At 55.4% G+C, this 13,171-nt stretch carries 9 protein-coding genes and 1 riboswitch; of the genes, 4 read left to right on the top strand and 5 right to left on the bottom strand.

Annotation, left to right across the window (positions count from 1 at the left end):
- The first annotated feature begins 123 nt into the window (after nt 1–123).
- A complete protein-coding gene (locus tag ACTJK7_RS08980; protein WP_236196733.1) occupies nt 124–1,236 on the top strand; it encodes an enoyl-CoA hydratase/isomerase family protein in 1,113 nt (370 codons plus the stop codon).
- 77 nt (nt 1,237–1,313) lie between these two features.
- Here ACTJK7_RS08980 and ACTJK7_RS08985 read toward each other — a convergent pair whose 3' ends face one another.
- The 5 genes from ACTJK7_RS08985 to ACTJK7_RS09005 all read right to left on the bottom strand — a co-directional run bounded on the left by ACTJK7_RS08985 (nt 1,314) and on the right by ACTJK7_RS09005 (nt 10,025).
- Entirely contained in the window at nt 1,314–6,872 is a 5,559-nt protein-coding gene (locus tag ACTJK7_RS08985) for a calcium-binding protein (protein ID WP_440780633.1), read from the bottom strand.
- A 2-nt stretch (nt 6,873–6,874) separates the two neighbouring features.
- Entirely contained in the window at nt 6,875–7,735 is an 861-nt protein-coding gene (locus ACTJK7_RS08990; protein WP_108560015.1) for a hypothetical protein, read from the bottom strand.
- Nucleotides 7,736–7,781: 46 nt separating this feature from the next.
- A complete protein-coding gene (locus ACTJK7_RS08995) occupies nt 7,782–8,981 on the bottom strand; it encodes a glycosyltransferase family 4 protein (RefSeq protein ID WP_440780634.1) in 1,200 nt (399 codons plus the stop codon).
- Between the two features lie 203 nt (nt 8,982–9,184).
- A complete protein-coding gene (locus ACTJK7_RS09000; RefSeq protein ID WP_064383078.1) occupies nt 9,185–9,583 on the bottom strand; it encodes a hypothetical protein in 399 nt (132 codons plus the stop codon).
- 178 nt (nt 9,584–9,761) lie between these two features.
- On the bottom strand, nt 9,762–10,025 hold the full coding sequence (locus ACTJK7_RS09005; RefSeq protein WP_064383076.1) for a hypothetical protein: 264 nt from the start codon (nt 10,023–10,025) through the stop codon (nt 9,762–9,764).
- A 284-nt stretch (nt 10,026–10,309) separates the two neighbouring features.
- A riboswitch (guanidine-I (ykkC/yxkD leader) is annotated at nt 10,310–10,410 on the top strand.
- Between the two features lie 63 nt (nt 10,411–10,473).
- On the opposite strand from ACTJK7_RS09005, the gene ACTJK7_RS09010 reads away from it, so the two are divergent.
- Genes ACTJK7_RS09010 through ACTJK7_RS09020 form a run of 3 tightly spaced genes read left to right on the top strand, consistent with a single transcriptional unit; the run spans nt 10,474 to nt 13,160 of the window.
- Nucleotides 10,474–11,541, top strand: a complete 1,068-nt coding sequence (locus ACTJK7_RS09010) for a putative urea ABC transporter substrate-binding protein (RefSeq protein ID WP_108560011.1) — start codon at nt 10,474–10,476, stop codon at nt 11,539–11,541.
- 18 nt (nt 11,542–11,559) lie between these two features.
- Entirely contained in the window at nt 11,560–12,375 is an 816-nt protein-coding gene (locus tag ACTJK7_RS09015; RefSeq protein WP_085655522.1) for an ABC transporter permease, read from the top strand.
- Nucleotides 12,372–13,160 carry an ABC transporter ATP-binding protein gene (locus ACTJK7_RS09020; protein WP_108560009.1) on the top strand — a complete coding sequence of 263 codons (789 nt, stop codon included), beginning with the start codon at nt 12,372–12,374 and terminating at the stop codon, nt 13,158–13,160. The genes ACTJK7_RS09015 and ACTJK7_RS09020 overlap by 4 nt, the downstream gene beginning before the upstream one ends.
- Nucleotides 13,161–13,171: the final 11 nt, after the last annotated feature.

Consider the following 13,171-nt stretch of genomic DNA (forward strand, 5'->3'; position numbering starts at 1 on the left):
CGGCAAAAACAATGGGGCGAACCCTAGGAAAGCCGACCACGCTTGTCAATTGATCTGACGCAGATCCGGCACTTTCCCACACAGCGATCATACTGATCGTTCAAATTCCCGATCGAGGTCACGATGAATCTGCACTTCGAAGAACTCACCGGCACCGACGGCGCGCGCATCGGCGTGGCCACGCTGGATGCCGAAAAGTCGCTCAATGCGCTGTCCCTGCCGATGATCCACGCCCTGAGCGACAAACTGAACGCCTGGGCCAAGGATCCGCAAATCGTCTGCGTGCTGCTGCGCGGCAACGGCGCCAAGGCCTTCTGCGCCGGCGGCGAAGTGCGCAGCCTGGTGGAAGCCTGTCGCGCCCATCCCGGCGAAGTGCCGCCGCTGGCCGCACAGTTTTTCAACGCTGAGTATCGGCTGGATTACAGCCTGCACACTTACCCGAAACCGTTGATCTGTTGGGGCCATGGTTATGTGCTCGGCGGCGGCATGGGCCTGCTGCAAGGCGCGAGCATCCGGATCGTCACGCCGAGCAGTCGTCTGGCGATGCCGGAAATCAGCATCGGCCTTTACCCGGATGTCGGCGCCAGCTGGTTTCTGTCACGGCTGCCGGGCAAGCTCGGCTTGTTCCTTGGTTTGACCGGTGCGCACATGAACGGTCGCGATGCGATCGATCTGGACCTGGCCGACCGCTTCCTGCTCGACGAACAGCAGCAGGAACTGATCGACGGCCTGTTGCAGTTGAACTGGCAGGAACAGACCGCGATGCAGCTCAACAGCCTGCTCAAGGCGTTGCAGCAGGAAGCCGTGGCGCAGATGCCCGAGGCGCAATGGCTGCCGCGTCGGCAGCAAATCGATGAATGGCTGGATGTCAGCGACGTGGTCTGCGCCTGGAAAGCCATCAGCCTGCATCGCGACAGCAGCGACCTGTTGATTGCCCGTGCGGCGAAAACCATGAGTGAAGGCTCGCCGCTTACCGCGCATCTGGTCTGGGAACAGATCATCCGCGCCCGCCACATGTCGCTGGCCGAAGTCTTTCAGATGGAATACACCCTGAGCCTCAATTGCTGCCGGCATCCGGAATTCAGCGAAGGGGTCCGGGCGCGGCTGATCGACAAGGATCACAAACCGCACTGGCACTGGCCGGACATCGCCCGGGTGCCGGACGCGGTGGTCGAGGCGCACTTTCACAAGGTCTGGGAGGGGCGGCATCCGTTGGCGGATCTGTCGCAATACTAAAACCGATCATTGCCCGCGATGGCAGTCTCTTGAGCTCTGTCGCGGGAAGTTTGAGCCAGTTGCAAAACTATCTGCGATCAAACATTCAACTCGTAAAACGCGATTATTTCCTTCATTGCCCGCAACGCCTCTTCATCATTTCTCGACAAGATATCCTCTACGTCCCGCAACGGAGGTAGAGGATGCAAAAGCTCAGCGAGCTGGTTCGCCGTGTAATTCTTAACAGCTCCCACTTCTCCTTGAACGCTGATGAAGCTGATAGCGGCATCGCCTCCTGAAAAGTGTTCGGAGACACGAATCTTTGGCGACATTCCATAACTCACTACGATGACGAGATCATCCCGTTCACGGTGAAACTTGAGTTGATCAATCGACAGTCCGACCTCCGAAAAGTCTATACCGTCAGTTCCGCCACCGGCATTGACTACCAGATCTCGTCCGAGACCATCATATTTATACACATCATTGCCCCCGCCACCGGACAAGGTGTCATTGCCCGGCCCACCGTAAAGCACGTCATCGCCTGAGCCACCGCCGAGCAGATCATCCCCTTGCATCCCTCTTATTTCACCAGCGCCTCTGAGGGTGTCATTACCGCGACCGCCCACGAGCGGTAGAAAACGGTTCTCTCGAAAGGACTTAACCTGAGCAGCGTCCTGAACGGTGATGCCGTGATGATAAGTATCGGGGGCAATGCCTAATCGGCTGACGAGATCTTTAAAACTGATGCTCGATCCGTCAGAAAACCTCACCCGTTCAATTCCGGAACCACCGATGTCATTCGGATTGGGCAAAACGATTCGTACTTTTTGAGTTCCGCTCCATTCGATATCGAGTGTCGTGTACAACATTTGGGCCCGAGGCGGTTGACGATGAGCACCACGCAGTGGGGCCGGTGAGAGTTCAATATTTACCGTCTCAACCAACACAGCGCCCCAGGTTAGCTTCAACTTATCTGGTTTCGCCTCTTCCGGAAGAACGACGGTATCAATATCAAGCCCCCCAAACTCTTCATGCCACCCAGAGGCTCCAACCTCGGGACGCAAAAAAACAGGGTCAAGAACATCGGCAATAATGGTGGTTGCGCCACCATGCGCTTCAACTATGTAAGTGTCGGGACCGTTTTCGCCGTAAAGCCAATCTTCTCCCGATCCACTGATCAAAAAATCGGCCCCCGCGGAACCGAGCAGTGTGTCGTTGCCTGCGCCAGCTGATAAAAATGCGCCTGGGATCCTGTCGTTCACCCCGCCGTACTCAAGCACTGAACCAGCATAGGTAACCACCAAGTCATCTCCTGCACCGCCATGAAAGAGATTTCCCACTTCGAGATTTACCCTGCCGCCAGCGTCATTACCATGAACAACTTTATGCTTGATCGTTTGGGTAGTAGAGCTCCAGCGAAACGCTTTACGAACAGTTTCATGATTTTCAAAACTGCCAGCGGGGTACACGTACCACCCCTTAATGGCGCCCGAGTGGTCTATATCTTCGACTACAGCATCACCCAAGTTGAACGAGAACCCCGAATAACTGGAGCCAGAGGGGTAATATTTTGGCTTCTGTTTCGGTAATTGCGCAGCTTCAGCTTTTACATACTTGAACGTGGTTTTCGTTGCAGAGATTGACTGCCTTTCACTCACCACGGCGTCTGCGGCAATCGCCCCCATCCACTCAGGTGTATTGGAAAAGACTCCGACTTCAACGTCCTCATGGATCAGGTCGGCGCTGATGGCATAGCCACTTTCGTCGGTAGCAATATGATTTCTTACCCAAACACCCTGATCGTTCAGTGCAAATCCTGATGCCTGCCTGTCCGCTGAGCGCTTTGCTTTCAGTTCCGAAAGAAAAAGACTATCCCAGTCGATGTGACGACTGGTTTCACTACCTTCCCTCTCAGTAGAAGCGGCTAAGTCATCGGGCAGTGTCTGGACGACTGCCACGATCTCACTCTCCATGTCCTGAATTTTTCCGGCATCGGGCACCCTAGCAATTGTCGCGGACGGATCCGTTACATCTACCGGTTGCACCGTTAATTTGATTACATCCTGGAAACTCAGGATCACACCATCGCTGAACCTGAACGTAGAACTTGCCCAATTTTCATGGTGACGAATCAGAAGAATGTCACCAGTACCATTCGACAGCCGCAACGCTATGCCCGCATCAAGACTGACGATCTCGGCCTGCAAGTTCTCAGCAGAAAATCCACCGCCAAAATTTACAAGATTGTTGCCACCTGTATCGGTAACAACGTCCAGTCCATCGCCCACTCCGAAGTAGAAAACATCGTTGCCCTGCATCCCTTCCAGATAATCGTTGCCGGCGCCACCCTCAAACACGTTATCGCCAGGGCCGCCGCGCAAATAATCGACTCCCTCCCCGCCAACCAGCGTGTCGTTTCCACCACCACCCAGCAAAGTGTCGTTGCCTGAACCGCCGTCAAGATAATCGGCGCCATGTTCCGCTTCGGATGTCTGCTCGTAGTCCCCCATCAAAAGGTCATCATCGGCACCGCCCAAAAGCGTATCGGCGCCCAAACCTCCCCAGAGCGTATCGTTTCCTGAATTACCTTGAATGTAGTCATCGTTGGCTCCGCCCGCTTTCAAGTTGGGCTCATCGCCATCCAGAGCGTCGGCGCCTGATCCGCCTATCAGTGTGTCGGAACCACCCAACCCACGGAGTGTGTCGTCACCCGCACCGCCATCGAGATAATCATCACCGTGATAACGAATCGGGTGTTCATGGTAATCACCGACCAATTCGTCGTTACCGCTGCCACCGAAAAGTAAGTCATCCGCACCTCCGCCCCAGAGGGTATCGTCCCCCGCGCCGCCATCCAGAAAATCACTCCCGAAAAAATGCGCCGCATCACCCGAAATTCCTTGCAGTACGCTGTCATCTCCGTTCAGAACATCATTGCCAGCGCCACCGTACAGCACGTCGTTACCACCGTTGCCGGCTAGAGCGTCATCGCCATCGCCGCCCTGCAAAAAATCGTTGCCATGATGGATGCCGTGGAGACCGCCACCCCAATCGAGGTTGTCTCCAAACAATGTGTCATTGCCACTCCCGCCAGCCAGCGTGTCATTACCTCCCTCCCCGGCCAACGTGTCGTCTTCACTTCCGCCGTCAAGCAGATCATCTCCCCAGCCTCCATTGATAAAGTCCCGGCCCCCTTGGCCATAGAGAACGTCATTGCCTCCCTCCAAGGGTTGGTTCAAAGAGGAGTTCTCGAAGACGGTACGAAAGCTAGTGACTCCACCGGGGATTTGAACGTTGATCTGCTTGTATTCCCAATTTTGCTCATGTGCGCCCGTTGCTTCATCACCGGATAAATTGTCATCACCTGCTCCGCCAATCAGCGTGTCTTGACCATTGCCACCGAGCAGCACATCTCGCGAGGCAGTGCCCACAAGCAAATCATCACCCTGCCCACCATCCAGCCAGTCGCCGCGGCTGGCCTTTCCTTTTGTTGCATCGGCAAAGGCTTTTTCAAGGGACGACTGCTTGTCGCCGAACAAACGATCGTTGCCTTCTTTGCCGAACAATCGATCAGACCCGCCAAGACCAACGATCAGGTCGTCTTTCGGTGATCCGTAAAGCAAGTCGGCTTTGTTTCTCTGTTTAATATTGGGCAAAAGCTTGGCGTTACCCAACTCATCATAGGAAGGCTGATCCCCACGAACATTCGGGTCGGAATCTTTGACTTTCCAGTCGCCTTGAAGGACCAGATCGGGAGCGGGGAACGTCTGGCTCTGGTAATCAGGAAGATCAATGCCGAGCATCCCCGGCTTGAAGTTCTTTACGACGATGAGATCACTCAGTCCGTATTGAATGTTCAGCGTGTTTTCAGCCAGATCTTCAATAAGCGTCAAGCTGATGGCTCGATCTTCCGTAAGCCAGATATTGCTGAGCGGATCACTCCGTTCGAGAGGTGGGATCGGAAGTCCATTTATCAACAACCCGCCCCCAACGTCCGCATCAAAAATTTCGTCTATTCCATCTCCGGTGGAGAACTCATACCGATCGTTACCCGGCCCGCCAGTCAGGAAGTCGTTGCCCTTGCCACCCACCAAAACATCATCACCGGCCATCCCGTGTAACGCGTCATTCCCATCGCCTCCCGTTAAATAGTCATTGCCGCGAGCCCCCTGGATAAAGTCGTTACCTGACAGTCCGCTCATGGAATCGTTGCCGCCACCGCCGTAAAGATGATCGGTATTCGTTCCGCCACCAAATGATCGACCGCCGTCATCACCAAACATGACCAGAGGGTTTGAGACGCCTGTGGTCATCGGGGCCTGTTTGCCCGAAGCCAAATCCGAATAGGAAAAGGTCTGGACAGTATTTCGACCGAACGATCCATTGGTTCGGGAAATCAGCCGGGCCAGCATTTCAGAACGATCGGCAAGCCACTGCTCAGTGATGAAACCCTCCCCCGTTTCGGGATCGTAAAGCTCCAGTTCGCGTCCGGAAAAACCGTCGGCCCGCTCAATCACGATTTCGCTTAGTTGCTTGAGGGAATTGCGTAACGCGGCGCCGATTGGCGTTGCCTGACTGGCCAACGTTGCCCAGTCCTTGGCACTGCCATACTCGCCAATGGTTCTGGTAACGATGCTTTGCGATTGAGACGGAGAAAGTGCGGAGAAAAATGTGTAGGCATTGGAGGCGAAGGTTTCGTCGGTGGTAGGCGTGGCGGCCGAGTTTCCGTCGTAGGTTCGCCTGAGCATGTCAAAGAAATCATTCAGGTTATATCGCAATATCAGGCTGACAATAGGTGAGATGGGCGTACCTTTCACCACATGCTGAATCAGCGGATTGATGTTGCCACTGGCAAGAGCGATGTTTATCTGTTCGGGCAGGACTGAAAACAGGCTTTCAACCATATTCGACCCGAAGTTTTTAATCACTGCCTGCAATGCAACACTGTATGAGTCCACGGCAAACAGAATATTCTTTAGATCGTCCAGCCTATTGAACTTGGCGAGGTCATGATTACCTTTGATGTGGGAGTCCGGATCACCCGCGGAGATCAATCGCCAGGTTTCATAGGGTCTTTCTCCACCCAGCAGACTAAAGCCGATTGTTCCAGACCATCCCGCATTACGACTGGTAGCTGTATCAATGTCACCAACATCTTCACGAAATAATACTTTACCAATAGCGCTCGCATCGATTGCTGCAATTTGGCTTATGGAGGGCACAGCCCATGGCGCCAAATCATGTTCAACGGACCCTTTTATCAGCGCATTCATGAAATTGACAGCCACCTGATTAGATGACTCTTGCATCTTGAAATCGCTAAACTTTTTATTTAGCCTCAACTCCCCCTGCCGCAGGGTGTAGGCTCGGATCAATGTAGAGTAGGCGCCCACCCCGCCATTCGCATCAATTGCTACATCGAGCCAGAGTTTGGCATTTTTAAAAATACCCATTACGTTCTCATCGAACGCAGAACAATCTAAAAATTTTTCACCCAAAATATTTGACAATACGCGGTAAAATACAGCACAGCTTCGCCCCTCTACCGCCACAGCACGATACTCTTGCCGCTCGACATTGAACTCCATCCCATCACAAACATTTGCAGCCTGCAAAATTGCCGTCTTTTCCAAATCGCTGAATATATAAGTCATATTTACTTCCCTGTAATAATTGAACGTGAAAGATAGTCACTAACAGACTTAAGCGCTTCAGGAGCGCCCCGTAATCCTTCTGTACCCAAATGTATACGGCCATCCCCACCTGTAAAGTCAAAACTATGCAACTCGACCGTACAGTACGCACGCAAACTACCAAACTCCAAATTCTCCAGCTGCTCCTTACTCATTTTCAGAAGATATGCTTTACTCAAACCACTGGCCGAAGCTTTAGATTCTGGCGAATTCAAACCATCACAATTTATCGTCCGTGGTGTTCCATCACGCCGGCGCCAGTCGTGCATAACAAACGTTCGAACAGAGAATTCATTTTTGATACTGGGTGGTGGCGCGGTAAGCCAAAGTTCCAGGCCTGGGTAGTTCTTCAGCTTTACAACCAGCTCATCCGGCCAATTCACATGCCGTCCGCCCATATTGTGCGGTTCCTTGGTATCCCTTCTGGTGTAAAGCCTGGCGGTAACGTGGTAATGCGTCCAGCTGGTGGGTGGTTCTGCCCCAAGAGTTTCATACACAGGAAACAGTTCTTTTCCCGTCCACCAGAATGCCCCATCAAGAAGATCTGCAATACAGGACCCGTCGCTCCTTAATGTCGATCCAAAATGGAACCCGGGAATCCTCGTCCGATCCAGCAGGCTGCCGCCCAGTATCGGGACCTGCTCCATACCCGCCAGCTTCCTGCTGCATTCCCCTTGTTTCTTCTGATAAATCTCCCGCGCTTCTGCGGCCTCCTCCCATCGGATACAGAAATCAACGACCCAATAACAGATCGCTAGTAACACTCCATATTTAATTCCCCTTCTGCACTGGCGAAAAACTTCCTTGCGAGACATCTTAAGCATTTCAAATCTCCATTTTAAAATGACCAATCACATCACTTGAAACAACTCACCTCATCAACTCCTTAAACACTCCAAAGTAACCGCTTACTCCTTTAACCACATCGAATTCGCCTGCCTTCAACCTCGCCGCATCCTTCACAGACTCAAAACCAGCGAAAGACGTTAAAACCCTGCACACTGCCGTGGCGATTTCTTCAGCGTCAAAAAAATCCACAAGTATCCCGCTGATTCCATCTTCGATAACTTCCTGCACGGGAGCGGTATTTGAACCTACGACAACACAGCCAGATGCCATGGCTTCCAACAGAGACCAAGACAAAACAAACGGACATGTCAAATACACGTGAGCCTTTGAAAGACTCAGAACCGACCTGTATGTTTGATAAGGCAACTTCCCAACAAAGTAAACATTGGAAATATCAACATCCACCTCTGCGACCATCTTGCTTCGCCAGTTCGGGTATCCAATGGGCATCCGCCCATAACTGACATCATCCCCACCCACTACAATGACCTGCGCGCTCGGGCACTTTTCCTGAATATAGGGAATGGATCTCATAAAACTATGAAAGCCTCGGTAAGGTTCCAGGTTTCTGGCGACATAAGTCAAGATAGGCTGACCTGCTCTTATCACGCGCCCACTCGGCAGCGTTACAGATTCGACCTTTTCTGATTCGGCAAATTGAACAATGCCTTCGTGAATGACGCGGATTTTAGACTGATATGTATTAGGAAAAAGACCGCGCTGCCATTGTGTAGGTGCAATCCCGGCATCACACTGTTCAACATTCAGGAGATGCATCGAATTCAAGACTCTAAGCCTTGAAGTCGCGTCCATCGCACTGGGAAATTCAGGATCAAAACCAGAGTCTGCCCCGTGCGCTCGGTAATAATACTCACAGAAATGAACCAGAGGTACATCGGGATACACATCTTTGACGAATAGCGATTCACCCCACCCAGGATGAGCGAGAACTACATCAGGCTGAAAGCCTGCATGGCTGAGCTTCTTCAATATTCTTTGAACTTGTTGCCCGTCCGAAACAGCCTCTTGATATCTATGCAAATAGTCGTGAGCGTCATTAGTCATATTCCTTGATGGTCGATATCGAAATAACTTTACCCCGGCAATACCTGGCGCTGTATCGCGTCCAATTGCAATGACGCCCAGACGCCTGCGCAATGCTTCCAACGCCACATGACGAAACTGACCGGGAAAATTCTGATGAATGATAAGAAGATTCATATCCGAGCAATATCCCGCGCTTATACACCTCCATGAAATTGAAGTTTTTCAACATCAACATATGCATACAAACGCTAACAAATGCCCAGAAATAAAACTGTAGGAGGGTTCCGAGAACCTCCTAGGAGATGGTGCGATACACGCATTGCAAAAAAACAGGCACAAAAAAAGCGGCGCTCAATGCGCCGCTTTTTTGCGGGTGGTTACCAGCGGTTGCCGTGTCGGCCGTAATCGCCACGTCCACTGTGACGGTCGTAATTGCCACGACCCCGGCGGTCATCCCAGCCACCGCGACGGTGGTCGTCCCAGCGTCCGCGATCATGACCGTGCCAGCGACGGTTCTCGTAGTAACGCGGGGCCGGTTGGTAGTAACGGGGCGCTGAATAATAACGGGGCGCCGGTTGGTAATAGCGTGGCGCTGGCTGGTAGTAGCGCGGCGCCGAGTAGTACGTGCTGCCGCTGTAATAAGTGCCACCGCTGTAATACGAAGGTGCCTGCGATGTGTAGACCTCTGAGCTGTAGTAGCCATCTCCGTAGGAATAAGGGACGCATCCGCCAAGGGAAAAAAGCATCACGGTAAACAGAAGAATTCGGCGATACATGGCGGCCTCCTGGACCGCGGGTAGCCACACCAGCGACGCTGGCAGGCGTCAGTCTTTCATTCGGCGACTGACGAAATATCTGACAGCGATTTCGGCATCCGGTGCGTTTCTGCAACAACTTGAAACAAGTGATTGATGAAACCTTGTTCATGCAGAAACGCCGTCATTCAGCCGCTGATTAGTGGTGCCCACCGTGGTATCCACCGCCGTGATAACCCCGTCCGTAACCGCCGCGATAGCCATGGCCGCCGTAGTAATAGCGGGCGCCACCGTAGTAGCGCGGACCGTAATAACCACCGTAGTAATAGGGCGAGTAATAGCCGGGATAGTAATAGGGCGTGGAGTAAACATCGTAACCGCCGGCGTAGTAGTAACAACCGGACAGCCCCAGACCGAGCACTGCTCCCAGCAGCACCCGACGCAGCAATTTTGAAATACGCATGGCGGCCTCCTGAAAGACCTGTGACAGCAGTCGGCACAGACCGGCTGACAACAGATTTGACTGGCTGACCGGCAGCGAGTGCCCACGCCTCACGGGCATCGGATCAGCGGCACCGGACGCTGCATGACGGTGCAAGCGCGCACCAACACAAAGCGTCGTCTGCACCCGCCAACCTGGCCCATCCACCCGCAAGCCAAGTGGCAGAGGGCTCGCCGCAACTTGGCACGCCTCTCGCTTTAACAAACCCGTGCAGGAGTCATCACAGGTTCGCGGCACCACAATTTGCAATGGCTGACTAGGGTTCCGGCTCGCATCTGCGAGTGGCTGGTCCGAGAGTTGGCGACCTCCAGTTGAGGTTACACGGCGGGACAAAAGCCCGGGAGACAAGCCACCGTTCGCGGTGCCGCGTTGCCTTCCTGTCCGCCCTCGATCAACTGGAGAAGCCACCATGTCCCGACTACGTTTGCCCGCCCTGCTCGCCGCCGCGTTCGCCGCGCTCATCAGCACTCAATCCCCCGCCGCGCAGAAAGACCACTTCAGCGTCTGCTGGACGATCTATGCCGGCTGGATGCCATGGGAATACGCCGGCAGCCAGGGCATCGTCGACAAATGGGCGAAGAAGTACGGGATCAAGATTGATGTCGTGCAACTCAACGATTACGTCGAGTCGATCAACCAGTACACCGCCGGCCAGTTCGACGGCTGCACCATGACCAACATGGATGCGCTGACCATTCCGGCCGCCGGTGGCGTCGACAGCACTGCGCTGATCGTCAGCGACTTTTCCAACGGTAACGACGGCATCGTCCTCAAGGGCGAAGGCAAGAAAGTCGCCGACCTCAAGGGCATGGACGTCAACCTGGTCGAACTGTCGGTCTCGCATTACCTGCTGGCCCGCGCGCTGGACTCGGTCGACCTGACCGAAAAAGACCTGAAAGTGGTCAACACCTCCGACGCCGACATTTCCGCCGCCTTCAACACCGAGCAGGTCAACGCCGTCACCACCTGGAACCCGATGCTTTCGGACATCAAGGCCAAACCCGGTGTGACCGAAGTCTTCGACTCCAGCCAGATCCCCGGCGAAATCATGGACATGATGGTGGTCAACAGCGCCACCCTCAAAGACAACCCGGCGCTGGGCAAGGCGCTGACCGGCGCGTGGTTCGAAGTGGTCGACTTGATGAACGCCAAGAACGCGGCGGGCAAAGCCGCACTTGAGCACATGGCAAAAGCCTCGGGCACCGACCTGGCCGGATTCCAGGCGCAACTGGACACCACCAAACTGTTCGCCACACCGAAAGAAGCCCTGGCGTTCGCCACCAGCAAGCAACTGCCGGAAACCATGCGCAGGGTCGCCGAGTTTTCGTTCCAGCACGGTTTGCTCGGTGAAGGCGCGAAAGACACCAGCGCGGTCGGCATGGCGTTCGCCAACGGCGTGACCAGCGGCGACACCGGCAACCTCAAGCTGCGTTTCGATCCGACCTACGTGCAGATGGCCGCCGACGCCAAGCTGTAAGCCACGGAGGATTTGGCCATGCGCCTGATCAATCGCCACCCGGATCGCCCGAGTCGCCTGTTGCTGGTGATCCTGCCGTTCGCCCTGGTGCTGTTCGCCTACTTCATGGGCTCGGCCGAGCGCTTGGCGGACAACCCCAACGACAAACTGCTGCCCAGCGCGGTGCAGATGACCGATGCGGTGAAACGCCTGGCCTTCAACGCCGACAGCCGCACCGGTGAATACCTGCTCTGGCAGGACACCGCGTCGAGCCTGCAACGCCTGGCCACCGGCCTCGGCATCGCGGCGCTGGCCGGGTTGTGCCTGGGCATGGCGGCCGGCACCCTGCCGCTGTTCGGCGCACCGCTCTCGCCATTGCTGACGGTGTTGTCGATGGTGCCGCCACTGGCGATCCTGCCGATTCTGTTCATCGTCTTCGGCCTCGGCGAGCTGTCGAAAGTGATGCTGATCGTGATCGGTATCACCCCGGCCCTGGCCCGTGATCTGGAACAGCGCGCGCGGGACATCCCCGTCGAACTGCTGATCAAGGCCCAGACCCTCGGCGCCTCGACCTGGACATTGATGCTGCGTGTGGTTCTGCCGCAACTGTTGCCGCGCCTGCTGATCTCGCTGCGGCTGATGCTCGGTTCGGCGTGGCTGTTCCTGATCGCCGCCGAAGCCATCGCCTCCACCGACGGTCTGGGCTACCGGATTTTCCTCGTGCGCCGCTACCTGGCGATGGACGTGATCCTGCCGTACGTGGTCTGGATCACCCTGCTTGCCTGGCTGATGGATTGGGCTCTCAAATACCTGACCCGTCGGGCATTCCCCTGGTATGAGGGGGCCGCCAAATGAGCTTCATCACGGTGAAAAACGTCTGGCAGCAATACGCCGACCAAGTGGTGCTGGAAGGCTTGAACCTCAACGTCAACGAGGGCGAGTTCTGCACGCTGGTCGGTGCCTCGGGCTGCGGCAAGTCGACCTTCCTGCGCCTGCTGCTGGGTCAGGAAACCGCCAGTCGCGGCGAGATTCTGCTCGACGGTCAGCCCCTCGCCCACGAACCGGATGCCAGCCGTGGCGTGGTGTTCCAGCGCTACTCGGTGTTCCCGCACCTGAGCGTACTGGACAACGTCGCCCTCGGCCTCGAACTGCCACGGGCGCCACTGCTCGGTCGTCTGTTCGGCAGCGCCAAACGGGACGCCCGCGAGCAGGCCTCGGCGCTGCTGCACAAAGTCGGCCTCGGCCATGCGCTGGACAAGTACCCGGCGCAACTCTCCGGCGGCATGCAACAGCGACTGGCGATTGCCCAGGCGCTGATCATGAAGCCGAGAGTGTTGCTGCTGGACGAACCGTTCGGCGCTCTTGATCCGGGCATCCGCAAGGACATGCACGCCCTGCTGCTGGAGCTATGGCGCGAGACGCAACTGACGGTGTTCATGGTCACCCACGACCTGTCCGAAGGTTTCAGCCTCGGCACCCGTTTGCTGGTGTTCGACAAGGTCCGCCTCGACCCGCACGCCCCCGGCGCCTATGGCGCCCGCATCACCTACGACATCCCTTTGAACAGCGACCGCCGCGCCCAACGCGCCGCCGTCGACGCTCTGCCCGCCGAGCTGGCCGGCACGCTTCGTATTGCCTGAGAGGACTGCTC

Source organism: Pseudomonas sp. 22085 (assembly GCF_052045815.1).
Taxonomy (GTDB): Bacteria; Pseudomonadota; Gammaproteobacteria; order Pseudomonadales; family Pseudomonadaceae; genus Aquipseudomonas; species Aquipseudomonas glycinae.

What these genes read in the sequence shown, in the direction of transcription:
- ACTJK7_RS08980 (WP_236196733.1), top strand. Translation starts at nt 124, where the DNA reads ATGAATCTGCACTTCGAAGAACTCACCGGCACCGACGGCGCGCGCATC.
- ACTJK7_RS08985 (WP_440780633.1), bottom strand. Translation starts at nt 6,872, where the DNA reads ATGACTTATATATTCAGCGATTTGGAAAAGACGGCAATTTTGCAGGCT.
- ACTJK7_RS08990 (WP_108560015.1), bottom strand. Translation starts at nt 7,735, where the DNA reads ATGCTTAAGATGTCTCGCAAGGAAGTTTTTCGCCAGTGCAGAAGGGGA.
- ACTJK7_RS08995 (WP_440780634.1), bottom strand. Translation starts at nt 8,981, where the DNA reads ATGAATCTTCTTATCATTCATCAGAATTTTCCCGGTCAGTTTCGTCAT.
- ACTJK7_RS09000 (WP_064383078.1), bottom strand. Translation starts at nt 9,583, where the DNA reads ATGTATCGCCGAATTCTTCTGTTTACCGTGATGCTTTTTTCCCTTGGC.
- ACTJK7_RS09005 (WP_064383076.1), bottom strand. Translation starts at nt 10,025, where the DNA reads ATGCGTATTTCAAAATTGCTGCGTCGGGTGCTGCTGGGAGCAGTGCTC.
- ACTJK7_RS09010 (WP_108560011.1), top strand. Translation starts at nt 10,474, where the DNA reads ATGTCCCGACTACGTTTGCCCGCCCTGCTCGCCGCCGCGTTCGCCGCG.
- ACTJK7_RS09015 (WP_085655522.1), top strand. Translation starts at nt 11,560, where the DNA reads ATGCGCCTGATCAATCGCCACCCGGATCGCCCGAGTCGCCTGTTGCTG.
- ACTJK7_RS09020 (WP_108560009.1), top strand. Translation starts at nt 12,372, where the DNA reads ATGAGCTTCATCACGGTGAAAAACGTCTGGCAGCAATACGCCGACCAA.